This is a genomic window from Pseudomonas sp. MYb118, assembly GCF_040947875.1.
Taxonomy (GTDB): domain Bacteria; phylum Pseudomonadota; class Gammaproteobacteria; order Pseudomonadales; family Pseudomonadaceae; genus Aquipseudomonas.
This window is the reverse complement of sequence record NZ_JBFRXN010000002.1, coordinates 411350-435984: the sequence shown is the minus strand read 5'-3', so window position 1 is coordinate 435984 and position 24635 is coordinate 411350. Positions and strand designations below refer to the sequence as shown.

19 protein-coding genes are annotated in these 24635 nt (G+C 62.7%); 9 read left to right on the top strand and 10 right to left on the bottom strand.

The features are described from left to right. The first annotated feature begins 16 nt into the window (after positions 1-16). Positions 17-892, top strand: a complete 876-nt coding sequence (locus tag ABVN20_RS07765) for an ATPase (protein ID WP_368555020.1) — start codon at positions 17-19, stop codon at positions 890-892. 91 nt (positions 893-983) lie between these two features. After that, complete coding sequence (locus ABVN20_RS07760) at positions 984-1838, top strand: cache domain-containing protein (RefSeq protein ID WP_368555018.1); 855 nt, start codon at positions 984-986, stop codon at positions 1836-1838. A 104-nt stretch (positions 1839-1942) separates the two neighbouring features. Here the strand turns inward: ABVN20_RS07760 and ABVN20_RS07755 are convergent, their stop codons facing one another. Then, positions 1943-3460, bottom strand: coding sequence for an MDR family MFS transporter (locus ABVN20_RS07755; protein WP_368555016.1), 1518 nt, complete (start codon positions 3458-3460; stop codon positions 1943-1945). Positions 3461-3680: 220 nt separating this feature from the next. Here ABVN20_RS07755 and ABVN20_RS07750 point away from each other — a divergent pair, with 220 nt between their 5' ends. Further along, on the top strand, positions 3681-4577 hold the full coding sequence (locus ABVN20_RS07750) for a helix-turn-helix domain-containing protein (RefSeq protein WP_368555015.1): 897 nt from the start codon (positions 3681-3683) through the stop codon (positions 4575-4577). Positions 4578-4586: 9 nt separating this feature from the next. On the opposite strand, the gene ABVN20_RS07745 is transcribed toward ABVN20_RS07750, so the two are convergent. Together ABVN20_RS07745 and ABVN20_RS07740 are read right to left on the bottom strand one after the other, a co-directional pair. Then, positions 4587-4790, bottom strand: a complete 204-nt coding sequence (locus tag ABVN20_RS07745) for a hypothetical protein (protein ID WP_368557740.1) — start codon at positions 4788-4790, stop codon at positions 4587-4589. A gap of 196 nt (positions 4791-4986) precedes the next feature. Further along, positions 4987-5892 (bottom strand): LysR family transcriptional regulator, encoded by a 906-nt coding sequence (locus tag ABVN20_RS07740; protein WP_368555013.1) that lies wholly within the window; start codon positions 5890-5892, stop codon positions 4987-4989. A gap of 239 nt (positions 5893-6131) precedes the next feature. On the opposite strand from ABVN20_RS07740, the gene ABVN20_RS07735 reads away from it, so the two are divergent. Next, complete coding sequence (locus ABVN20_RS07735) at positions 6132-6998, top strand: MBL fold metallo-hydrolase (protein WP_368555012.1); 867 nt, start codon at positions 6132-6134, stop codon at positions 6996-6998. Between the two features lie 50 nt (positions 6999-7048). Next, positions 7049-7663 (top strand): NAD(P)-dependent oxidoreductase, encoded by a 615-nt coding sequence (locus ABVN20_RS07730; RefSeq protein WP_368555011.1) that lies wholly within the window; start codon positions 7049-7051, stop codon positions 7661-7663. A gap of 164 nt (positions 7664-7827) precedes the next feature. Here the strand turns inward: ABVN20_RS07730 and ABVN20_RS07725 are convergent, their stop codons facing one another. Continuing rightward, complete coding sequence (locus tag ABVN20_RS07725) at positions 7828-8691, bottom strand: LysR substrate-binding domain-containing protein (RefSeq protein WP_368555010.1); 864 nt, start codon at positions 8689-8691, stop codon at positions 7828-7830. Between the two features lie 159 nt (positions 8692-8850). Between ABVN20_RS07725 and ABVN20_RS07720 the strand changes: the two genes are divergently transcribed. Both ABVN20_RS07720 and ABVN20_RS07715 read left to right on the top strand, forming a co-directional pair. Then, a complete protein-coding gene (locus ABVN20_RS07720) occupies positions 8851-10488 on the top strand; it encodes a 5-guanidino-2-oxopentanoate decarboxylase (protein ID WP_368555009.1) in 1638 nt (545 codons plus the stop codon). Further along, complete coding sequence (locus ABVN20_RS07715) at positions 10485-11933, top strand: aldehyde dehydrogenase family protein (RefSeq protein WP_368555007.1); 1449 nt, start codon at positions 10485-10487, stop codon at positions 11931-11933. The genes ABVN20_RS07720 and ABVN20_RS07715 overlap by 4 nt, the downstream gene beginning before the upstream one ends. A gap of 214 nt (positions 11934-12147) precedes the next feature. Here ABVN20_RS07715 and ABVN20_RS07710 read toward each other — a convergent pair whose 3' ends face one another. Beyond that, positions 12148-13077 carry an AraC family transcriptional regulator N-terminal domain-containing protein gene (locus ABVN20_RS07710; protein WP_368555006.1) on the bottom strand — a complete coding sequence of 310 codons (930 nt, stop codon included), beginning with the start codon at positions 13075-13077 and terminating at the stop codon, positions 12148-12150. Between the two features lie 405 nt (positions 13078-13482). Here ABVN20_RS07710 and ABVN20_RS07705 point away from each other — a divergent pair, with 405 nt between their 5' ends. Beyond that, positions 13483-13827, top strand: a complete 345-nt coding sequence (locus ABVN20_RS07705; protein WP_368555005.1) for an antibiotic biosynthesis monooxygenase family protein — start codon at positions 13483-13485, stop codon at positions 13825-13827. Between the two features lie 41 nt (positions 13828-13868). Then, complete coding sequence (locus ABVN20_RS07700) at positions 13869-14102, top strand: hypothetical protein (protein WP_368555004.1); 234 nt, start codon at positions 13869-13871, stop codon at positions 14100-14102. Here ABVN20_RS07700 and ABVN20_RS07695 read toward each other — a convergent pair whose 3' ends face one another. From ABVN20_RS07695 to ABVN20_RS07675, 5 genes are all read right to left on the bottom strand, one after another. Continuing rightward, positions 14103-14732, bottom strand: coding sequence for a flavin reductase family protein (locus ABVN20_RS07695; protein WP_368555003.1), 630 nt, complete (start codon positions 14730-14732; stop codon positions 14103-14105). Positions 14733-14909: 177 nt separating this feature from the next. Further along, positions 14910-16226 carry an MFS transporter gene (locus tag ABVN20_RS07690; RefSeq protein ID WP_368555002.1) on the bottom strand — a complete coding sequence of 439 codons (1317 nt, stop codon included), beginning with the start codon at positions 16224-16226 and terminating at the stop codon, positions 14910-14912. A 560-nt stretch (positions 16227-16786) separates the two neighbouring features. After that, positions 16787-18118, bottom strand: a complete 1332-nt coding sequence (locus ABVN20_RS07685) for a sigma-54-dependent transcriptional regulator (protein ID WP_368555000.1) — start codon at positions 18116-18118, stop codon at positions 16787-16789. Next, the gene (locus ABVN20_RS07680; RefSeq protein ID WP_368554998.1) at positions 18115-19878 is read right to left on the bottom strand and encodes an ATP-binding protein; all 1764 of its coding nucleotides are present in this window, start codon (positions 19876-19878) and stop codon (positions 18115-18117) included. The genes ABVN20_RS07685 and ABVN20_RS07680 overlap by 4 nt, the downstream gene beginning before the upstream one ends. 105 nt (positions 19879-19983) lie before the next feature. Continuing rightward, positions 19984-24633 (bottom strand): SpvB/TcaC N-terminal domain-containing protein, encoded by a 4650-nt coding sequence (locus ABVN20_RS07675; protein ID WP_368554997.1) that lies wholly within the window; start codon positions 24631-24633, stop codon positions 19984-19986. Positions 24634-24635 lie beyond the last annotated feature (2 nt).

Genomic DNA, 24635 nt, shown 5'->3' with positions numbered 1-24635 from the left:
CATAAAGGTTGCCTCAATGTCCATGCGTAACGATGCCAACGACGACTTCGACGACGTGCCGAGCCTGCGGGCCGACGTTCTCGATGACGATGATTTTCCAACGACTGCGCGCACCACGGTGCATTCGCGCACGCCACCGGTGGTCAAGGTCAGGGCGGCGAGCACCGGCCCGTTGTGGGCGCTGGTCGGCGCACTGTTCTTCGCGTTCGTCGGCCTGGCCTGGTGGAGTTTCCAGCAGATCTCGCTGATGGAGCAGCAACTGGTGGCGACCCAGGAAAGCTTCGCGCGCATCAGTGAGGAAGCGGCGGGGCGCCTGCAGGACATTTCCGGCAAGGTGGTCGCCAGCCAGACCAACGTCACCACCGACAGCGAAGCGCTGAAGTTGCAGATCCGCCAGTTGGAAAGCCGCCTGCAGGATCAGGGCAAGCAGCAACAGGGTGTGGCCGGTCAGGCCTCGGACCTCGACAAACGACTGGCGCAGATGACCGCGCAAACCGCCGAGCTGGACAAGCGCCTGGCGCAGGCCAGCGCCCAGAACACCGAGCAGCAGGCGGCCAATACGCAATTGCAGGCCCAGGTCAAAGCCCTGAGCGGTGAACTGGCGGCGCTGAAAAGTGCGCCAGCGGAGTCCGACAAAATCGACGCCCAGTTGAAAAGCCTGGGTGCCGACATCGCCGCCCTGAAAAAACAGGGCAACCCGAGCGCCGCCATCGAGCGCCTGGAACAGGACATCATCGTGCTCAAGAGCGAGCAGGACAATCGTCCGGCCGTTGCCCCCGGCGTCTCCAGCACCGCCGAGTTCGACGCCTTCCGTGGCCAGATCACCCGTAACATCAATACCCTCCAGGCGCAGATCCAGAACCTGCAGCAGCAGTTGCGCGCCAAGCCGTAAGCACAGGGTTGTTACTGCGGTTTGCTGAATATCCATACATGCCCCATTGCCGTCTACGCTCTTGAAACACTGACAGAACGAGGGATGCGCAATGGGGTTTTTGCACAGGTTGGCCCTGCTGGGGGGCATGCTGTTGTTTTGCCTGGGACCGCTACAGGCACAGGCGGCCGCGACCGAAAAGGATGACAGCAAGGCAGCCATCGCCCTGCTGGAAAAGGCCCTGGCCTACTACCACGACAACGGCGACAAGGCGTTTGCCGCGTTCAGCCGGCAAGGCGAATTCGTCGACAAGGACCGCTATGTGTTCGTGGTCGATACCCAGGGCGTGATGCTCGCCAGCGGCGGGCCATCCTCGGCGCTGATCGGCCGTGATGTCTCCCAGGTGCTCGGGCCGGATCTGCAGAAAGCCTTCAAGAACGCGCTGAAAGTGCCGGAAGGCAACGGCATCCAGGAAGCCGAGTACCGCTGGCAGAACTGGAGCGATGGCAAGGTCGAGCGCAAGCACGTGTATTACCAGCGAATCGGCCAGCGCATCCTCGCGGTGGGCTACTACCTGCCACGTGCCTCGGCGGAGCAGGCCATGGCACTGCTGAACAAGGCGGCCACCGACCTTGGCAAAGACGAGAAGGGCACGCTGAGCGCGATCAACTCGCTCAAGGGCGGTTACCTGCAGGACGACCTGTACGTGTTCGTCGTCGACCTCGACACCCAGCGCTACGTCGCCCATGGCACCAACCTGCGCCTGGTCAACACCGATTTCGGCAAGATCAAGGACCCGGAAGGCAAGCCGGTGGGTGAACCGATCCTGGCTCTGATCGGCCAGCAGGAATACGGCGAATACAGCTACAAGTGGAAAAACCCGGTGACCGGCAAGGTCGAGGACAAACATGCCTACCTGAAAAAGGTCGGGCATTTCCTGGTGGCTGTGGGGTATTACAGTCCTTGAAACCGAGGTGTGCCCATCGCGAGCAGGCTCGCTCCCACATTGGATTTATGAACACTGGCGATCTTCTGTGGGAGCGAGCCTGCTCGCGATAGGCGCGCCCCGGTCTACCTGACCTTATCCTCACGCCCCCGCAACAACCGGTTCGGCATCGCAATCGCCGCCGCCAGCCCCAGCAGTGAAACCCCCGCGCTGACCATCAGCAAATGCCGGAACGTCAACAGCAATTCCGCACGCAGGGCATTCTGCGCATCTCCCGGTGCGGCGTTCAGGCCGTCGAGCAGCACGTTGCCGGAGTGCCCTTCGGCCAGCAGTGTCGAACCCGCCAGGTGCGAGAAACTCGATTGCTGCAACAACGCCAGCAACAGCGCCGACATCACCGCCACGCCCACCGCGCCCCCCAGGGAGCGGAACAGGTTGGTGGTGCTGGTGGCGACGCCGATGTCGCGCTGATCCACGGCGTTCTGTGTGCCGACCAGCGACGTGGGGAACTGCATGCCGCCGGAGATCCCGTTGAGCAACATGAACAGGCTGCTCAGCCACAGGGCCTGGGGGGCGCTGAAGGCCATGCCGAGGATCGAGATCGGCATCAGGATCGCACCGGCGAGAATCTGCGGTTTGTAGCGCCCGGTGATCGAGGTGCGACGGCCGGCGAAATAGGCGCCAATCGGCAAGCCCATCGCCAACGGCAGCAAATGCAGCGCCGCGCTGTCGGCGCCGGCGCCGGTGACGCTCTGGAAGCGCAACGGCATCAGCACGATCAACGAAATCGCCTGGAAGCTGGTGAAGAAAATCGTGCACCAGCACAGCAGCGCGGCGCGGTTGGCGAACAGGTGCATCGGCAACAATGGCTCCCGTGCACGGCGCTCATGCCAGACGAATATCGCCAGTATCATCACCGCGGCGGCGAACAGCCCGAGCACTTCATCGCTGCGCCACGAGTGCCCCTGTCCGACCTGGGTGATACCGAGCAGCAGCGCGGTCAGGCCGATGATCATCAACAGCGTGCCGAGGTAGTCGATGACGGGTTTACGCTGGGGAATCGGCAGGCCGACCAGATTGCGCCGGGCCACCCAGTACGCACCGAGCCCCAGCGGCAGGTTGATCAGGAACACCCAGCGCCAGGACAGGTATTCGGTCATGTAGCCGCCGAGTACCGGGCCGGCGACGCTGGCCACCGCGTACATGCTGCTGAAGTAGCCCTGGTAGCGACCGCGCTCGCGGGGCGGCACGATGTCGCCGATGATCGCCTGGCTGACCGAAATCATCCCGCCGGCGCCAATGCCCTGGAAAATCCGCGCCAGCACCAGTTGCTCCATGCTCTGGGCCATGCCGCAGAACAACGAGGCGAGGGTGAACAGCCCCATGCCGAACAGCATCAACTTGCGCCGCCCATACAGATCGCCGAGCTTGCCGTAGATCGGCACCGCCACGGTCATCGCCACCATGTAGCCGGAAATCACCCACGCCAGCAGACTGACATCCTTGAACTGTGCGGAAATGGCCGGCATCGACACGGCAACGATGGTCTGGTCCAGCGCACCGAGAAAGATCGCCAGCATCAGCGCGATCAGCACATTGCGAATGGCCGGTCTAGGCGTGTCGGGCTGGTTCAGATTGGTCACGGTAAAACCTGTGGGCAGTGAAAGGCGCGCCAGGCACAAGGCGCTCGGGAATGCCTGTCAGTGTAAGTCGGTAGCAAGCTATTCGATAGCCGCGTATGAAAGTCCGACGCATTTTTCACTTGCGAGCCTGCCGATTGAGGGTGAAAACTGGGGCGTAAACTGTGCATTCCGTCAATCGGTGCGATTATCGCCCGCCACCTGCGAGGCCTGGATTGAAGTGATGAACAAGCCTGACCTGCCTTCGATACCGGTATTCAAGTTGTACGGTGAAAGCCTGGACTGGCCGACGCCTGATCTATTGCACTGCGAAACCATCTCCACCCGCAGTCGTGAACACCAATGGGAAATCAAACCCCATCGCCACGCCGATTTATGCCAGTTGCTCTTCGTTTTCAAAGGTCAGGCAGAGCTTGAAATCGAAGGACAACGCACACAGTTGAGTGAGCCGACCTTGCTGGTCCTGCCGCCGTTATCGGTGCATGGCTATCGTTTTTCCGAAGATGTCGAAGGGGTTGTCGTGACCCTGGCCGCGCCGCTGGTCGCTCATCTCCAGGCGCAGTTGGGGCACTCGATCAATGCCCTGGCCCTGGCCGACAGTTACCCGGCGGGCCCGGACAGTGCCTACCTCGACAGCCTGTTCAATGCCTTGCAGGCGGAATACACCCGCCAGCAACCGGCGCGGGAAATGCTCATGCATTCGCTGGTCAGCGTGATCCTGGTGTGGGTCAGCCGCCAGGCGCTGCAGCGTCGCAGCGCCACTCAGCGCCCGCAGCGGACGCGGGAATACCTCAACGGGTTTATTCAACTGGTGGAAGAGACCTATCGCCAGCACGTCAAGGTCGAGGACCTGGCCCATCGCCTGGGGATTTCCGTGTCCCACCTCAACAGCACCTGCCGCGAGTTGGCGGGACAGCCGGCCTTGCAGATCGTGCACGAGCGGCAATTGCTGGAGGCCAAGCGGTTGCTGACCTACACCAGCATGACCATCTACGAAATGTCCGATGTGTTGGGGTTTTCCGATCCGACCAACTTCACGCGCCTGTTCCGACGCCGGGTGGGGATCTCGCCCAAGACCTTCCGCGACCGCTTGAAGGCCGATCAGGGTAACGAAAGCTGACGGCGTTCGTTACCGCAGAGCGTTGAGTGTTGCGTTGTGGGGAATGCAACGCTCGAAGTTGCAGCTGGCGTAGTCGCGGGGCAGTTGCCGCAACTGCTCGACGCGCCAGGCGGCGGTTCCGTACAGCGCCAGCGTGGCGGCGCAGGTCAGGAAAATCGCGAGGTATCTTCTTGTTTTGATGTTCATGGCGTTGACCTCTGAACGAATACCCATGGGTACTACCTTGAGCATAGGTCAGTGGTGGTGGGTTGCCAGTGATGATGGTTTGCGTGTGATGCGGTATTCAGAGCGTTGATATCCGCCAAATCCTGTGGGAGCGAGCCTGCTCGCGATGGCGGACTGACATTCAGCGTCGCCTGATCGGCCGTCATCGCGAGCAGGCTCGCTCCCACAGTAGGAATGTGTGTGTTTAAAGACCCTTATCCCACTCCGGTTCCAGGGGAAACCTCTCCACCAGAAAATCCAGCAGGCTGCGCAGCGCCGCCGGCATGTGCTTGCGCGAGGCGTACACCGCGTAGATGTTCATCTGCCGGGGTTCGGCGTGGGGCAGCAGGCGCAGCAGTTCGCCGCTTTGCAGGTGCACTCCGGCCTGGTAGGTGGGCAGCATCGCCACCCCGGCGCCGGCGAGGGTGGCGCGCAGCAGAGTGCTGGCTTCGTTGGCGCTGATGTTGCCCTGTACGGGGATCGACAGCGGTTCATCGTCCTGTTCGAAATGCCACAGGCTTTTGCCGACGTAGGCATGGGTCAGGCAATTGTGCTGGCTGAGGTCCTCGACCCGCTGTGGCGCCCCGTGCTCTTGCAGGTACGCGGGTGCGGCGCAGACCACCGAGCGGCACACGGTCAGCCGCCTGGCGATCAGGTTGGGGTCGAGGTCGTTGCTGGTGCGAATGGCCAGGTCGATGCGTTCGTCCACCAGGTTCACCGTGCGATCGAGCATCTGCAATTCGATGCTGACGCCGGGGTAACGCTTGACGTAGGCCGCCACCGCGTCGGCCAGTTGCGCCTGGCCGAACGAGGTACTGACACTGATCCGCAGCAGGCCGCGCGGTGCGTCGTCGGGCTCGCTGACGGCGGCCTGCATGTCGGCCGACAGTTCGAGCATCTGCCGGCAACGCGGCAGGATTTCACTGCCGGCGGTGGTCAGGCTCAATTTGCGCGTGGTGCGGTGCATCAGGCGCGCGCCCACCCAGTCTTCCAGCTCCGCGAGATAACGCGAAACCACCGGCCGTGACAGCTCCAGGTGATCGGCGGCGGCTGACTGGCTGCCCAGGTCGACCACCGTGACGAACACGCGCATTGCTTGTAGACGATCCATGATTTGCCCGGTTTCAGAAACAAACTATGTCCCAGCATCGCATTTTTTGTACTGAGTTGGCCAACTAAGCTCTGCTCCATTCCTGGCAACACTGCCCGCCCTGTAGGAGCAGCCGGTCGACGCTCGATTGCTCGCGATAGCGGTGTATCAGTCGGAAATGATGGTGGCTGATACGCCGCCATCGCGAGCAAGCTCGCTCCTACAGGGGACGGGATCGAATTCATTTAATGGAGTTTCACATGTTGTTCAAACGCATCCTCCTGGCCACCGCCGCTTTCGCTTTCGCCGCCCACGCCAGCGCTGCCACCCTGAGCCTGGACGTGTACAACCCCGGTGAGAAGGCGATCTTCCCCGTGACTTCGGTGCTGGTCAGCGGCGAGAAGGACGCGATCCTGGTGGACGCGCAATTCGGTCGCGAGCAGGCCGCCCAGGTGGTGGAGAAAATCCGCGCCAGCGGCAAGCGCCTGACCACCATCTACATCAGCCACGGCGACCCGGATTACTACTTCGGTCTGGACACCCTGACGGCGGCGTTCCCCGAAGCGAAGGTGCTCGCCTCGCAGCCCACCGTGGATCACATCAAGCAAACCGTGGAGGGCAAGCTGGCCTACTGGGGACCGAAGATGGGCGCCGATGCGCCCGGCAAGACCCTGGTGCCGGGCGTGCTCAAGGGCGACAGCCTGATGCTCGAAGGGCAGAAATTGCAGGTGGTGGGCCTTGAAGGCGCGCAACCGGATCGCACCTTCGTCTGGATCCCGTCGATCAAGGCCGTGGTGGGTGGCGTGGTCGTCGCCGAAAACATCCACGTATGGATGGCCGATACCCAGACTGCACAGTCCCATGCCGATTGGTTGGCTACGCTGCACGCTATCGAAAGCCTCAAGCCGAACATCGTCGTGCCGGGCCATTACCTGGGTGACAGCGCCCGCTCGCTGGCGGCCGTGCGCTTCACCGCGGATTACATCAAGGCCTTCGACGAAGAAACCGCCAAGGCCAAGGACAGCGCTGCACTGGTCGCCGCCATGAAAAAACGCTTCCCGAACCTGGGGGACGACAGCTCGCTGGAGCTGAGCGCCAAGGTCGCCAAGGGCGAGATGAAGTGGTAACGCGCCACGGCTGATCACCCACAACCCATTCAAGCCAACTGGAGTACGTCATGAGCAACATCGCAATCATCGGTGCCACCGGCCGCGCCGGCAGCCAACTGTTGGAAGAAGCCCTGCGACGCGGTCACAGCGTCACGGCCATTGCCCGCGATACGTCGAAGATCGGCGAACGCGCCGGCGTGGTCAGCAAGAACGTCGACGTGCTGGATGCCGACGTCCTGCAAGCGGCAGTGGCGGGCAGTGATGTGGTGATCAGTGCGGCCCACTTCGCCACGATCCCCAGCGCTGCGGTGCTTGGGCCTGTGAAAAAAGCCGGGGTGAAACGCCTGCTGGTGGTCGGCGGTGCCGGTTCCTTGCTGTTGCCGGGCGGTACCCGGGTGATCGACAGCGAAGGCTTCCCCGAGGAATACCGGGCCGAGGCGAGTGCCGGTGCGGTGTTCCTCGACGACCTGCGCCGCGAGCAGCAACTGGACTGGACATTCCTGTCGCCGTCGGCGGAGTTCGTCGAAGGTGAGCGCACCGGCGCGTTTCGCCTGGGCAAGGATGACCTGCTGGTGAGCAGTGCGGGGCGTAGCTGGATTACCTTTGCTGATTATGCGATTGCGCTGATCAATGAGGTGGAAGCGCCGAAGCATTCGCGGCAGCGGTTTACGGTCGGCTACTGAAAAAGCTCGCGAGCAGGCTCGCTCCCACAGGTGATCACACACGGCCCCCTGTAGGAGCGAGCTTGCTCGCGATGGTGGTCCAGACGACGAGGGGTACCTGATGCCCCGCGTCATCGTTAACGACCATCGCGAGCAAGCCCGCTCCCACAGGGGAATTGCATGCTTCAGCGACTACGCGCCTGCTCCACCAACCACCCCATCAACTCACGCAACGGCGCCGACGGCGTGGCTTTTTCCGGGCACACCAGGTAGTACGCCAGCCCGGTCCTGACCTTCAATTCAAACGGCATGACCAGCCGCCCGGCGCTCAGGTCGTCGCCGATCAGCGACCAGTCGCCGATGGCCACGCCCATGCCCTGGGAGGCCGTCGACATCGCCAGGTCCAGGGTCTCGAAGTGCTGGGCGCGGGCGTTGCTCAATTGGAGGTTGGCGGCTTGCAACCAGGCATTCCAGTCACGTTCATCGCGTGTCGGATGCAGCAGCAGGTGCTGTTGCAAATCGGCCGGTGACTGCAACGCCATCTGCGGCGAACACACCGGCGTCAGTTGCTCGTCGAACAACAGGCTGGACGCCAGCGCACTGTCGGGCGCTGCGCCATAGACCACCGCCGCATCGAACGGCTCGCGGTGAAAATCCACGCCATGTTTGACCGTGGTGGTCAGCGCCACCGGCACATCGGGCCGTTCTTTCTGCCATTGCAACAAACGCGGCAACAGCCAGCGCATGACACAGGTCGGCGCCTTGAGTTGCAGGGTTTCACGCGGTTCGCCGATCTGCTCGACACCCTCGGCGATCAGGTCGAACACCTGCTGCACCCGTGGCAGCCATTCCTTGCCTTGTGCGGTCAGGTCCAGCCCGCGGGCCTGGCGAATGAACAGCTCATAACCCAGGTGCGCTTCCAGCCCGGCGATCTGTCGGCTCACCGCACCCTGGGTGATGAACAGTTGCTCGGCGGCACGGGTGAAGTTGCAGCACTGCGCGGTAATCAGAAAAGTGTGCAGCGCCGGCAGGGGAGGCAGTCGTTTCATTGAGACCCAAGGTATGACGTAAGGACATGGCTGGCATGATTTTTTATCCATTGTTGCGGCAACGTGTCGACCGTTCCAATGAGGCCATCCCTGGACCTGCCCGCTCATCATAAACACTGCGCAGGCCCGGCGTCTCAAACGAACAAGAAGGGCAAAGACATGGCGACGTGTGGCGAAGTATTGGTCAAGTTACTCGAAGGTTACGGGGTCGAGCAGGTGTTCGGCATTCCCGGCGTGCACACCGTCGAGCTGTATCGCGGGCTGGCCCGTTCGCGCATCAACCACGTCACGCCGCGTCATGAACAGGGCGCCGGCTTCATGGCCGACGGTTATGCCCGCACCAGCGGCAAGCCGGGGGTGTGCTTCATCATCACCGGCCCCGGCATGACCAACATCACCACCGCCATGGGCCAGGCCTACGCCGACTCGATCCCGATGCTGGTGATCTCCAGTGTGCAGACGCGCAGCCAGTTGGGCGGTGGTCGCGGCAAGCTCCACGAGTTGCCGAACCAGAGCGCACTGTGCGCCGGTGTCGCGGCGTTCTCCCATACCCTGATGTCGGCCTCGGAGTTGCCGGCGGTGCTGGCCCGCGCCTTCGCCCTGTTCCAGGCCGGGCGTCCGCGTCCGGTGCACATCGAAATCCCGCTGGACGTGCTGGTCGAAGACGCCGACGACCTGCTCGCCAGTCTGCCGGTGCACATCGAGCGCGCCGGTGCTTCGCCCACCGCGATCAGCCGCATGACCGACCTGCTGGCCGGTGCCAAAAAGCCGCTGATTCTGGCCGGCGGCGGGGCCATCGACGCGGCGCCCGAACTGACGAAGCTGGCGGAGCTGCTGGATGCTCCGGTGGCGCTGACCATCAATGCCAAGGGCATGCTCGAATCCACGCACCCGCTGCTGATCGGTTCGACCCAGAGCCTGGTGGCGACCCGCGCCCTGGTGGCCGAGGCCGACGTGGTGCTGGCCATCGGCACCGAACTGGCCGAGACCGACTACGACGTGACCTTTGCCGGTGGTTTCGAGATTCCTGGCAAGTTGCTGCGTATCGATATCGACCCCGACCAGACCGTACGCAACTATCCGCCGCACCTGGCCCTGGTGGCCGACTCGCGCAACGCCGCGCAGGCCTTGCTCAGCGCGCTGTCGCACAAGGTCCTGGCCGAGCGCCGCACCGACTGGGGCCAGGTGCGTGCCGCCCGTTTGCGCCAGGAACTGGCGGACAATTGGGACGCGCCGACACTGGCCCAGACCCGATTCCTCGAAACCGTGCTGCACGAGTTGCCGCAGGCGGTGTTCGTCGGCGATTCGACGCAACCGGTGTACACCGGCAACCTGACCTTCAACCCGCAGCACCCGCGCCGCTGGTTCAACTCGTCCACCGGTTACGGCACCCTCGGCTATGCCTTGCCGGCCGCGATCGGTGCCTGGCTCGGTGGCCGCATGGAAGGCGGCGCGCGCCCGCCGGTGGTGTGCCTGATCGGCGACGGCGGCCTGCAATTCACCCTGCCGGAACTGGCCAGTGCCGTGGAGGCGCGTACGCCGGTGATCGTGCTGCTGTGGAATAACCAGGGCTACGAAGAGATCAAGAAATACATGGTCAACCGCGCCATCGAGCCGGTCGGCGTGGACATCTACACCCCGGACTTCATCGGCGTGGCCACGGCGCTGGGTTGCGCCGCGCAAGCCGCAAGCGATGTCGAAACACTGCGTAGCGCCCTGCGTGCCGCCGCCGACCGTCAGGGCCCGACCCTGATTGAAATCGACCAGAGCCAATGGACCAAGGCGGTGTCGCAATGAGTTTCCCGACCACACTCGACGGCCTGTACATCGACGGCCAATGGTCCGCGGGCAACGAACACCTGCGGGTGATCAACCCGGCCACCGAAGCGCTGCTGACTACGGTCAATGGCGGTGACGCGCAGGCGGTCGAGCAGGCGGTGAGCGCCGCCGTCGCTGCCTTCAAGGGCTGGTCCGCGACCAGCGGTGCCGAGCGCGGCGCACTGTTGCGCAGGATTGCCGCCGGGGTCGCGGCCGGTCGTGAACAACTGATGCACTTGCAGTCGAGCAACAACGGCAAGCCGCAGTTCGAGGCGGCCATTGATGTCGATGATGTGATCGCCACCTTCGAATACTACGCCGGCCTGGCCGAAGGCCTCGACGCACGCCAGGACAGCAGCGTCGAACTGCCGACCGATGACTTCAGCGCACGGCTGCGTCGTGAGCCGTGCGGCGTGATCGGGCTGATCGTGCCGTGGAATTTCCCGATGGTCACCACCGCCTGGAAACTCGCCCCGGCACTGGCCGCCGGTTGCTGCGTGATACTCAAGCCGTCCGAGGTCACGCCGCTGCCGGAGCTGGAACTGGCCGCGATCATCGCCGAGGCCGGGCTACCGAAGGGCGTGCTCAACGTGGTCTGCGGCACCGGCCTGGCCGTGGGCGCACCGCTGACCGCGGACCCGCGCATCGCCAAGGTGTCCTTCACCGGCAGCAATGCGGTGGGCGTGCAGGTCATGCAACGCGCGGCCGAAACCGTCAAGGGCGTGAGCCTGGAACTGGGCGGCAAATCCTCGCTGCTGGTGCTCGCCGATGCCGACCTCGACCTGGCCGTGGAGGTTGCCTGTGGTGGCGGCTTCTTCAACGCCGGGCAGATGTGTTCAGCCACCAGCCGCGTGCTGGTGGCCGATACACTGTTCGATGAGTTCCTCGCGCGTATGAAGACCCGCGCCGAAGCGATCCGCGTGGCCGACCCGTTCGAGCCGAACGTGGAAATGGGCGCGCTGGTCAACCAGGCGCAATACCAGCGGGTGCTCGGGCACATCGACCGTGGCCTCAATGCCGGGGCGAAGCTGGTCTGTGGCGGCAACCGCCCGGCGCACCTGACGCGTGGCTACTTCCTGCAACCGACGGTGTTCACCGACGTGCCGCTGGACAGTGCGCTGTGGTGTGAAGAGATCTTCGGCCCGGTGATTTGCGTGCGCCGCTTCAGCCAGGAAGCCGAGGCGGTTGCGCTGGCCAACGACAGCCGGTTCGGCCTGGTCGCGAGCGTGGTGACCCGTGATGCCGAGGCGGCGGATCGCGTCGCCAATGCCTTGCAGGCAGGCCTGGTGTGGATCAACGCGCCGCAGGTGATCTTCCCGCAGACCGCCTGGGGTGGCTACAAACAGAGCAGCATCGGCCGCGAACTGGGGCCGTGGGGGTTGCAGGCGTTTCAGGAAATCAAGCATGTGATACGCGCTGTCTGACGCCGCCCACACCACACCCTGTGGGAGCGGGCCTGCTCGCGATGAGCCTGAGAACGCCGTGGAGTGTCAGGCAGCCCACGTCGTCCTTGCGACCATCGCGAGCAGGCTCGCTCCCACAGGGGTGGGGGTGTTGTCGGAAATTGAATTCAACACAAACCCCTGTAGGAGCGGGCTTGCCCGCGATGAGGCCATCAGCCCCAACACAAAAACCGGATCAAACCGACAACCGCAACCGCGCCAAATCCCGCAATGGCGGCGCGCCGAACAACCGGCTGTACTCGCGGCTGAACTGCGACGGGCTTTCGTAACCGACGCGATACCCCGCCGCCGAAGCCTCCAGCCCTTCGGCCAGCATCAAGCGCCGCGCCTCCTGCAGGCGCAACTGTTTCTGATACTGCAACGGGCTCATCGCCGTCATCGCCTTGAAGCGGTGATGCAGGGTCGACACGCTCAGGTTCACCTCCCGGGCCAGCTCGTCAATGCGCAACGGCTGCTCGAAATTGCCGTTGAGCCACTTGATCGCCTGGCTGATGCGGTGGCTCTGGCTGTTGGCGATGGCGATTTCGTACAGGCGATGGCCCTGGGGGCTGCGCAGCAGGCGATAGAGAATCTCGCGGCGGATCAACGGCGCGAGCATGGCGATGTCCTTGGGGGTATCGAGCAGGCGGGCCAGGCGCAGTACGGCGTCGAGCATCGCCGTGTCGATCTGCTCGACATACAGGCCGCGCCCGGTGGGGCGGGTCGGTACGCCCATGGGGCCGGCGTCGGCGATCAGGGCGGTGATTTCGGCCGGGTCGATGTCCAGGCGCACGGCCAGAATCGGCTCCTCGGACGTGACATTCACCACCCGACCGCTCAGCGGCATCGAAACCGACACCACCAGGTAATTGAGCGGGTCGTAATTGAAGATCTCATCCGACAGCCGTACTTCCTTGCGCCCCTGCGCCATGATGCACAGCGCCGGTTGCGCCAGCACCGAGGCAAAGTCATGGGACTGGCTGTAACGGGACATGAACAGTGAATCGACCGCTGTGGCGTAGTTGCCATCCTCGCTGGTGGTGCGCCGGATGATGTCGGCCAGTTCCACGCGTTGTTTTTCCAGGTCGGCGTCCAGCGGGGCTTGAAGGTGATCGAACGACGTCATGCCGGGCATCCTCGCAACAGCGGTGAAAGTCAGTTGAGCATAAGTTTGTGCAAGAAGAAGCGGTAGACACATCCTGCGAAATGCTTGCCTGATTCTGCACGGGGACGGCTCACCCAGGTTCCCTGTAGGAGCGAGCATGCTCGCGATGAACGCCCGAACACCGCGCAGTATCAGGTGCCCAGCGTCATCGTTGGCCACCATCGCGAGCATGCTCGCTCCTACAGAACTCGTTGTTGCAGTCCCATGACAGGTTTTACACATTGTTACAGGTGCTGGAAACAGCTTCGCAGGAATGTGCAAAAAGCCGGCAGGAATCGACTAACGCGCCAGCGCCACGGCGATTAACCTTTGATCCTGTCGCAGCCCGTCCCACGGCTGCCTCCCGCGTACCCCGGAGGGTTGAACATGTCTACACACAGTCATATGGCTTTTGTGCGCGCCCGGGCAGGGCGCTCGACGGAACTGGGAGCGCGCCTGAGTGCGCTGATCGAACCGACCCGCAGCGCCCCCGGCTGCCTGAGCTTTTCCCTGCAGCATTCGCAAGGTGATCCTGACCTGTGGCTGGTGTCCGGTTTCTGGAGCCATCAACAAGCCATGACCGCCTACTTCGGCACGCCTGCCATGCAGGTGTTCGCCGAGCTGGTGCAGGAGCTGGTGGTCGACAGCCTGGATTTCCACACCTTCAAGGAAGTGTCCGCCGTCCAGGCGCTGGGGCAGACCCAGTCCTGGGTACACAAAATGGCGGGTTGAGGGTTTAATGGCGCCATTTCCCACCAGCCAGGAATCCCGACATGGCACGCAAAGCCTTTGAACACTTCGAAGCCGTATCCGCTGTAGTCCCCCGCGAAGGCGGCGGTTACTACGCGGCGATTGCCACCAAAGCGATCGGTGGCTCGGGCGCGCCACGCTTTCACAAATTGCTCGAAGAGCAGACCTTCAAGACCGCCATGGACGCCGACGCCGCGGCCGCCGTGGAGCTGACCCGCCTCAAGGGCGTCGGCGAAGAAGGCGAGCTGGTCTGGTAATTACCTGACCGCCCCCGGGCGATACATCTTGAACAAGGCCTCCGGGCCCAACTGGAAGTAATCCGCCGGCCCACCCCCGCGCAGGATCGGCTCGGCCGCGGCGGTGTCGTACACGCCGTCCTTCAACAGCCATTTGGCAATGTGCACGGCCACCACCTCGCCGAGGATCAACCAGCTCGGCACCACATTGCCGTCGGCGCGTTGCAGCTGGATGATCTGCGTGACCTTGCACTCGAACGACACCGGGCTTTCGGCCACCCGTGGCACCTGGATGACTTTCGACGCCAGCGGGGTCAGCCCGGACAACTGGAACTCATCGACCTCGGGCCCGACCATCGCGCAGCTCTGGTTCATCTGCTCGGCCAGGGGCCGGGTCGCCAGGTTCCAGGCGAACTCGCCGGTCTGCTCGATGTTGTTCAGGCTGTCTTTACGCCCGACGCTGGAGAAGCCGATGATCGGCGGAATGTAGTTGAAGGCGTTGAAAAAACTGTAGGGCGCCAGGTTCAGGCGGCCCTGGGCATCCTGCGAAGAAATCCAGCCAATGGGGCGCGGGCCGACGATGGCGTTGAACGGATCGTGGGGCAGGCCGTGGCCGTTGGCGGGTTCATAGAAGTGGATGTCGTCGGGCATGAAGGGCGTCCTGGGCAGGGGGCGGGCGGCGATCATAGTGCAATGATCGACAGCTGATTGCCATGGGACGCTGGATTTTCAGCTTCTTCCTTGAAGAGCATCGCGAGCAAGCTCGCTCCTACAGGTCTGGCGTACGCCGATTACTGTAGGAGCGAGCTTGCTCGCGATCAGGGTCTATCAGTCCGTCACAATCCGCGAATGCTTACGGGTGTCCTTCATGGTGATGTACACCAGCAACGACACGGCGATGCACGCGGTCACGTACCAGTAGTAGCCGGTTTCCATGCCGATGCTCTTGAACCAAAGCGCGACGTATTCGGCGGTACCGCCGAAGATCGACACGGTCAGTGCGTACGGCAGGCCGACGCCCAGGGCGCGGATTTCGGTGGGGAACAGTTCGGCCTTCACCACGGCGTTGATCGAGGTGTAGCCGCTGACGATGATCAGGGCGGCCATGATCAGGAAGAACGCACCCCACCAGGTCTGGATGGTGTGCAGGGTCATAAGGATCGGCACGGTGAAGATCGTGCCCAGCACGCCGAAGGCGATCAGGATCGGACGACGACCGATCTTGTCGGACAGGCCACCGATGATCGGTTGCAGGCACATGAACAGGAACAGGGTGGCAGCGGAAATGGTGGTGGAGTCGGAGATGCTCATGCCGACGGTGTTCACCAGGTATTTCTGCATGTAGGTGGTGTAGGTGTAGAACGCCAGCGTACCGCCCATGGTCAGGCCGACCACGGTCAGCAGTTCCTTGGGGTGACGCATCAAGGTGCGCATCGCGCTTTCCTTGGCTTTTTCTTTCTTGGTGAACGACTCGGTTTCTTCCATGCCGCGACGCAGGTACAGCGCGACCACCGCACACAGGGCGCCGATGGCGAACGGAATACGCCAGCCCCAGGCGTACAGCTCTTCGGTGGTGAGGAAGTTCTGCAGCACGATCAGCACGCCCAGCGCGATGAGCTGACCGGAGATCAGGGTCACGTACTGGAAGCTGGAGAAGAAGCCGCGACGATCCTTGGTCGCCATCTCGCTCAGGTAAGTGGCCGAGGTGCCGTACTCACCGCCCACCGACAGACCCTGCAACAGACGGGCGAAGACCAGCAGGATCGGTGCGCCGATGCCGATGGTTTCATAACCCGGGCTCAGGGCGATCAGCAGCGAACCGAAGCACATCAGGTAAACCGAAGCCATCAGTGCGCGTTTACGTCCGGCGCGGTCGGCGTACAGGCCCATCAGCCAGCCACCGATCGGACGCATCAGGAAGCCCACGGCGAAGATCGCAGCGGTGTTGAGCAGTTGTGCGGTGGTGTCGCCCTTGGGGAAGAAGGTCTTGGCGAAGTACAGCGAGAAGGCGGCATAGACGTACCAGTCGTACCACTCGACCATGTTGCCGACCGAACCGCTGAAGATCGACTTGATCCGGCCGGCGGTCGTTTTGGGTGCGGCCACGGCAGCCGACCCAAGGGGCAGGGTGTTGGAGTTATCCATTGAAGGATCCTTCGTTTAATTGTTTTTAGTGAGGCGTGTTTAAACGCAGCCTGCGGGGGCTATAGCAGGAGGTGTGCCAAGGGGCGAAGGGCCGGTTTAGAGGGGTTGCGGGGATGGGGTGAGCGGAAATCCGCTTATGAATGGTGGGGTGTGAGCGGAAATTTGCTTATGTCGGGGGTGTCAGTGCGGGCCTCATCGCGAGCAGGCTCGCTCCCACAGTGGGATGGTGGTGTTTGATGAAATCGAGTTCCACACAAAAAACCTGTAGGAGCGGGCTCGCCCGCGAAGGGGCCCTGCCATTCAACATCCTGGTTGGCTGATCCGCCGCCATCGCGAGCAAGCTCGCTCCTACAGTGGGTGGGGGTGCTGGGAAATTGAATTCGACACAAGACCCGGTGGGAGCGGGCTCGCCCGCGATGAGGCCCTGTCATTCAACATCCTGGTTGGCTGACCCGCCGCCATCGCGAGCAAGCCCGCTCCCACAGTGGGATGGTGGTGTTTGATGAAATTGAGTTCGACACAAGACCCTGTGGGAGCGAGCCTTGCTCGCGATGGGGCCATCAGTCGCTCAGCAGGAACATCTCCCGGCTCAGCCCATGCCGCTGCATCTTTTCATTGAAGGTACGCCGCGGCAGTTGCAGTTCTTCCAGCACGGCCTTCACATCGCCCTTGTGCCGGGTCAGGGCCGCGCGCAGGCATTGGGCTTCGAAGGCTTCCTGTTGCGCCGCCAGTGATTGGCCGGCTTCGACGCCCACCGGTTCCGGTTCGCCCAGGCCCAGTACCTGGCGCTCGGCCACGTTGGCCAGTTCGCGTACGTTGCCCGGCCAGTCGTGGCTCAGCAGGCGGCTCAGTTGCGGTCCGCTCAGGGGCGCGACGCTGCGGCCCAGGCGCTCGGCGGCGTGGCGGGCGAAGGATTCGTAGAGCAGCGGAATGTCCTCGCGGCGGTCACGCAGCGGTGGCAGGCGCAGTTCGGCGACGTTGAGGCGATAGGCCAGGTCTTCGCGGAAACGCCCGGCACGGGCTTCGTCCAGCAGGTCGGGTTTGGTCGCGGCGATGATGCGCAGGTCGACGCGGATGCTCTGGTTCGAACCCAGGCGCTCGAGTTTCTGTTCCTGCAACACCCGCAGCAGTTTCACCTGCTGGGCCAGCGGCATGCTTTCGATTTCATCGAGGAACAGCGTGCCGCCGTCGGCGTATTCGAGCTTGCCGATGCGTTTGCCCTGGGCGCCGGTGAAGGCGCCGCTCTCATGGCCGAACAGCTCGGCCTCGAACAACTGCTCGGGAATCGCCGCACAGTTGAGCGCCACGAACGGCCGCTCGGCCCGCGGCCCGAAATCATGCAGGCAACGGGCGACCAGCTCCTTGCCGCTGCCGGTTTCGCCACGGATCAACACATTCACCGGCAGTGTCGCCAGATCCAGCACTCGCTGGCGTAGGGTCTGCAAACCACGGGACACGCCCAGCAACGTCGCGTCGAGTTTCGCCCGGTTGTCGGCCTGCTCGTGCAGGGCGCGGTTTTCCAGGACCAGCCGCCGTTTGTCCAGCGCGCGGCGCAGGCTGCCGAGCAGGGTCTCGGGGCTGAAGGGTTTTTCCAGGAAGTCGTAGGCGCCATCGCGCATGGCGTCCACCGCCATCGGCACATCGCCGTGGCCGGTCAGCAGGATCACCGGCAAATCGGCGTCGCGCCGCTGCACCTCGGCCAGCAACTCCAGGCCCGTCATGCCCGGCATGCGCACGTCGCTCAGGATCACGCCGGGGAAATGCCGCGGCAGTTGCGCCAGGCAATCTTCGGCGCGGCTGAACAGTTGCACCTCGAACCCCGACAGGCTCAGCCATTGTTCGACGGCGCTGCGAATGCTGCTTTCGTCGTCGACTACCATCACGCGATTCATGCGTCAGGTGCCTCCAGGTCGATGGGCAGGGTGACAGTGAACACCGCGCCATTGGCATGATTGCCGGCGCTCAGGCGTCCACCCGATTCATGAACGATAGCGAAGGATACGGCCAGACCGATGCCCAGGCCATCGCCCACGGGTTTGGTGGTGAAGAACGGATCGAACACCTTCGTCAGGTTTTCTTCGGCGATGCCGCTGCCATTGTCGATGACGCTCAGGCGCCACAACTGGTCGTCGGCTTCGAGGCGGATTTCCAGGCGCTTGCAGGGTGTTTCCTGCATCGCGTCGAGGGCATTGCGCAGCAGGTTGATCAGCACCTGTTCCAGGCGGATCGCATCACCGCGCACCCACGCCGGGCGGGTCAGGTGCAGCACGGTGCTGACCTGTTCGTCGCGCAGGCGGGTGTCCAGCAGGTGCAGCGACTGGTCGATCACCGCCGCCAGGTCCAGGCGCTCGCGCAGGCCGCTGGGGCTCTTGCGCGCGAAGGTTTTCAGGTGGCCGGTGAGGGCGGCCATGCGTGTGAGCATCTCGTCCAGCGGTTTCAACGCCTTGTAGGCGTCGTCGACCCGGCCGTGATCGAGCAGCAGGCGCAAGGTCGCCAGTTGCATGCGTTGCGCGGTCAGCGGCTGGTTGATTTCGTGGGCCAGCGCCGCCGACATCTGCCCCAGCGCCGCCAGCTTGGCCGATTGCACCAACCCGTCCTGGGCCGTGTGCAGGTCGCGGGTACGTTCTTCCACCAGGCGTTCGAGTTCTTCGCGGCTGCGCTGGCGCATTTTCGCCAGGCGCCAGCGCTGGTAGAGAAACAGCAACAGAAACACCAGCGTCAGCCACAGGCCGGCGGCGGCCAGCGCGGCATTACGCGTGTCTTCGAAGGCCACTTGCGGGCGACGCAGCAGGTGCAGCGTCCAGCCTTCGGCGGTCAGCGGCAGGGACTCCCACAGGTACTCGGCCTTGCCGTCGGGACCTTGCACCCGCGCCAGCCGGCTGGTGTCGTCGAAATGGCGCAGGGTCTGATAATCCAGCAGGGTGAGCGGCTGCTTGTCGTATTGGCGAGTGCTCTTGAGTTCGGCCTGGTCGCTGTCGTTCAGCGGTTTCAACAGGCGATACCGCCAACCCGGCTGGTTGGCGATGAACACGATCCCCCGTGCGTCGCTGACCAGCAGTGTGTCGGTGCCCTGGCGCCATTCGCGCTCCAGTTCGGGAAACTCCAGCTTGACCACCATCGCCCCGAGGAACTCGCCGTCGTCACCGGTGACGGCGCTGGACAGGAAGTAGCCGGGAATCCCGCTGGTCACCCCCACCGCATAGAAGCGCCCGGTGCCCTGGGTGCGGGTCTGGCGGAAATACGGGCGAAAGCCATAGTTGTGGCCGACGTAACTGCTGGGCAGGCGCCAGTTGCTGGCGGCCACGGCCAGCCCGGTCTGGTCGAGCAATTCCAAGGTCGAGGATTGCGCCGCGCCGTTGATCTGTTCCAGTTTGCGATTCAGCGCGTCCTGCCGTTCCGGCGACACCGGCCCCTTGAGTGCCGAACGCAATTCCGGGTCCAGCGCCAGCACGGCGGGCAGGGCGCGGTAGCGTTCGATCAGGGTGTGCAGCGAGTTGGCGTACAGGCCCAATTGCTGGTTGGCGCGCACCGCGTCCTCGACCAGCGCCGCACGTTCGGCGTGGCGCATGGCCAGGGTGGCGGCGAGGACAGTGCCAGCGAGAATCAGCAGGGTGTAGACCGTCAAACGCAGGGCACGGTGAGTCGCAATCATGGGGCGTGAGTCGAACCGGGTGATGGGAGGCGCAAGATAGCATGCGGGCTACCTCGCGCCATTGATCATCGTCCGGTTCGAGCGTTCACGGCGCTCCGGTCTGGATCAATGCAACGTCCAGGGGTTTTTCCTTTTTTTCGCCGGTGGCGGGTTGAAGTTGTCGTTCGCATCAAACGTGGCGTTGAACCAGCCGTAGTATTTGATTTCCTCACGCAAATGTTGAGGTTCGGCGTTGGGCCCCTGGGGCATTTTTTTTGCCAGGATGGTTTCTGTGGGGCGGCCCAGCGAGTCGTAATATTGCCTGTCATGGTGCTGGACTTCGCGTAACGATTCGTCCTTGATCCAGCTGGCACTGTCGGCGAAATAAGGCCGGTAGATCCGCACCGGCAACCCCTTGTTGTTGCGCTCCTGGCGCGCGCTGACCCGGAAGCGTCGTGCGGCCTGGGCTGTTTCCGGCCTGCCGTCGGCCTTGAGTTTCAGGGTGCCGTCGGGGAGCACCACCCAGGCTTCGCCGGGCTCCACTTCCTGCTTGGTCTGCAGTTCGCGATCAAAACCGTCGTGATGGGTGATCGCAATACGCACCTGCTTTTCAGGATCCCCCGGATAGCGATCAGCAAGGAGCACCGCTGCGTGCCTGGGTTGCCGAATGGCGCTGTCGACATACTGCTTGAGCAGCAGTTCGTGGGCGTTCGGGGTCGGCAGTTCCAACAGATGCTGACGCGCTCGATCACACAGATGCCCACTGGGCAGTATGAAACCGGCGGCCAACGCCCAGTCGTACCATTCGCCTTGCAGCGGCTGGGTCGCGGGAACACGGCCCATCCAGGCGAACAGGTCGGTGAAGAGAGCCGAGGCGTAGTTGCCGATGGCCTCGTAGGGGTTCTCGATGGCGTGCCCCGGGCTTTGATCTTCTGGCGGCACATAGTCGTCCAGTGGATAAAAGCCTACAGGTTGACCCAGTTCGGTGCCGAAAAAACTGGTGACCTTTACATCACCGAAGGCGTTGTAGCTTGCTTGCTGTAGGTTCTGATTGGGGTCGATGATGGTTTTGGGCAGAAAGGTGTAGTAGTCGATGTCCTTGATCCGGGTAATGCAACCGTCGGGCAGCTCCACTGACTCATGTACGCAGTAGTACGCGTCGTGAGTCACTTTGGTAATACCGTGGCTCCTGGTCTGCTGGAAGTAGTCGACGTTGTAGAAACCCGCCTCGTCGAGGTAATGCAGGAAACCCCGGTGGATCGACCACAGGTAGTTCTTCGCGTCGCCGGGGTCCTCGGGCGCCGGTTGGTCAACCTCGGGCAGAAACCAGTCCATGATGTGATAACCCACTTCGCGGGACTCGAGCTTTTCCTTGAGATTGAACGGCATGTTGCCGTTTTCATCCTTGAGCTTGTCGTACGCGCCGAGGGCTTTTCTGTCCAGCTCGGCGATCTCCACGTAACCCGGCAGCGCCTCGACAGTCGCCACGCCCTTGGGCAGCGTCTGATTGGTCGCCGGGTCGACGTAGAACTGCATGGACAGGCTGGCGAGTTCCGCTCGCTGCGCCCATTCCCCTTTTTCATCGGTGTGCTCGACGAAGTACTCATGGTTGATGTTTTCGGGGATCAGCTCAGCCTTTTCCAGTACCAGCGCGTTGGTACGCTCCCGAAAGGGGATCGCCAGTCGATAGGGCATTCCTGATTTCCAGTTCGCCTCGTCATACAGGTGGATGAGTTCGGCTTTGGTTTCGGTCATGTAGTGGCATTGTTGAGCCTCATCGTGAGCGTCGCTCCAGTAGCGGTTTTCATGCTCGTCCTCGAAAGGCGGATTTTCCGGGGTTTTGCGGCGCGCGTAGTAAACGACGCAAGCGTGAAGCGCATTGCCATACTGATCCCGACTGAGGCTTATTTGGTGTTCACAGCGCGGGTCATCCGGCAGTTGGGGTTCGTATTGGTAGCTGATCGACTCCAGGCCCATGGCTTGCAGCACGGAATAAGGGTCGTGTTCGCCTTTGGCGCGCAGCAGGCGCACGTGCAAACGGTTTTCTGTCACCAGGTAGGGAACACGCGGGTCGTCAGCCGCGAACACTTCGGTGCGCAGGACTGAGCCGGCGAGGGTGCGGGCAATTTCGGCGGCAGTTTCCTCGTCAGGCTCAAAGAGCTCCGCTGCGCGATCGCGTGTGTGATAGCGCTCCAGCCGGGTCGATTTGAGGTCCACGGCTTTGTCGTCGCCCGTGTAATAGCCGTCCCTCGGCGGATCAATGAACTCGCCCGTCGAGTACCAGGTCTTGGTCAGGACCGGCGCGGTGAATCCTTCCATTTTCCGTTGCGCCGGGGTGCCTTCGGTGTCTTGTTGCATGAGCAGGCGAAAGCCGCGGAACTCGCGCTCGATGGGATCGTAAAACCCCTCGCGATAGCTCATGAGTTGGGCCAATTGATTGCCGGTGATTTCATCGAGCTGGTTCTGTTGCTTGACCAGGTGCATGGGGAACGGCAATTTGGAAACGACGACCTTGTCCCGGTCGATCAGATGTTGTTCGAATTCATCGTCCAGCTGCTCCTGTGCGGAGCTGCGATAACGGATCGTACTGACCGCGCCCATGTTGTTATTGCTGCGATTGATCAGGTACGGCTTGATGCGCACGAAGTCGTAGCGCCAATGGCGTGGCGACATGTGCGGGACGGTCAGGACGATGCTGGTGCAGCCCAGCCCCTGCAGGTCGGCGGTGGTGACCTGGCACAGCGAGTCATAGCGCACGCCTTGCGGCCAGGGGATATCAATGGACTCGGTGGCGAAGCCCTTGCCGGCGTGATTCATGAACACGCGCATGCGGTCTGATTCCACATAAATCAGGTCACCGGCTCCTGATCCGTCGGTGTCTGCCATCAGCACCCGCGCGGCATTAAATTCGTCGTAATCGCATGTCGGTGATTGCAGCACCATGGGCTGGCCGAATCGCCCATGCCCAAGGTTGGGCCAGCATTCCAGGCGATTGTGACGCAGACGGAACAGGTGCTGTTTACCGCTGCCCAATAGATCGCCGAAGCCCACCACCTCGGTTTGCCAGTCGCTGCCCGGTTGAGGCAGCGCATAGTCACCTTCATGAGGAACATCGCGGGCGCTGGTGAAGCCTTTGTCGTTGCCCAGGTTGGTGTACAAACGCACGCTGTTATTGCCGATCATCGCTACGTGCGTGCGGCCGTCCCCGATCAGATCGACCATCTGTGCCTTGGGATGAAAGAACTCGGCAGGAAAGGATTTATAGGACACGAACTGTGACCAGTCGCGCTCCGGGGTCATGGAGATGAAGCCGTTCATGGACCGTGAGTGATAGCCGAACTCCAGTTTGCCGTCACCATTCAAGTCACTCAGTGTCTGCCGGATCGGTTGGCGGCTGTCGCCCACCGGGATCGAGGGCAGTTCCTTGAAGCCGCCGTAGCGTATTTCATCGGTGCCCGCTTCTTTCCTGAGTGGCTCGCTGAAGTACCAGGCCTTGTCGTCGCGGTACAAGATCCCCGGCATGCCTTTGTTATACAAATCGACCAACTGATAGCGCTGACCATCGTTGAGCCCCGGCATTTCGGGGAAAGCCTGCCAGCCGGGCTGGCGATCCGGGCTGGCCTCGAAAGGGGCGTAGCGAAACTCCATAGGCGGCCGGCTTTCGACCCTGCCGTAGTGGTCGTACGCCTGGAAATGGGCGGCGTTCAGCTCGGTGTAGCCGAGGTCTGTCTCCTGGTGTTGCAGGAACAGCCGTTGAACCAGGAACGGTGGATCGGTTTCCTTGACCCGGAAATGGTGAAACATCAACACCTGACGGCAAAGCCGGCGGGTGTGTACACCAAACCCATAGTCATAGTTGGTGAACGGATCGGAGCGCACCTTCCATTCGCCATATTGATCATCTGGCTGCGAGTACGGCGGGCCATAGACCGGCTTCTTCATCAGGTCGTGTTCGCGCTCGCCGTAGTCGAACAGGAGATGAAACAGGAAGTGCACATCGGCCCAACCTTCGGCCTTTAACGAATACAGTTCGGGCTCGGCCTCTGCGTTGCCGTACAGCACCCGATGCAGGTAACGCTGGGAGCGGTAGTCACGTCCCTGGTTGTCTTCGGGGCCACCGGTGTCCGCTTTGTACTCGCAGACAATGTGCTGACCGTACAGGTCGCTTTCCTCCTCGAGCATCCACACCCCGGTGCGATCGACTGCCGTGGGCTGGTTGTCGTCGCGGGGCTCGGCCCGGCGCGCGTTAAGCGACTTGCCGTAAATACGGGTGCTGCCATCGGCGCTCTGGATCCTGAAGAAGCCGCCGACATCCTGGTCATTGAACCAGCGTTCGACCTGGTTGAACGCGCCTTCATTCCGTGTCTGATAGCGCAGCACTTGGTAATGGGTAGTGCCGATCTGGTCGGTCCTGACGATGATTTCCCCATCCGTCCCCAGCTCCGGCATCAGCACCTCACCGCCGGGGCCGACGATGATGTCCTTGTTTTTTTCGTAGACGGGCACGCCTTTGCTGGTCCGCACAGTCAAGGCCATGACGTCCGCGTGCCAGCCCATGCCGAAATTCCCGCTGCCCACCTGGCTGCTATAGCGCAGGCCGATCTGCGGCACCAGGCTTCGATTGGGTGCGCTGGAAATGGGCAGGGGCAGGGACATCTCGGCGGAACCGTTGGGGCCTGCCGGCGACCAACTGCCGAAACTGGCAATCGCGCCGCCCATTTTCGGCTGGACGGGGACGGCGATGTTGATCGTGCCTTTTTGTTCTTCTGTGGCCATTT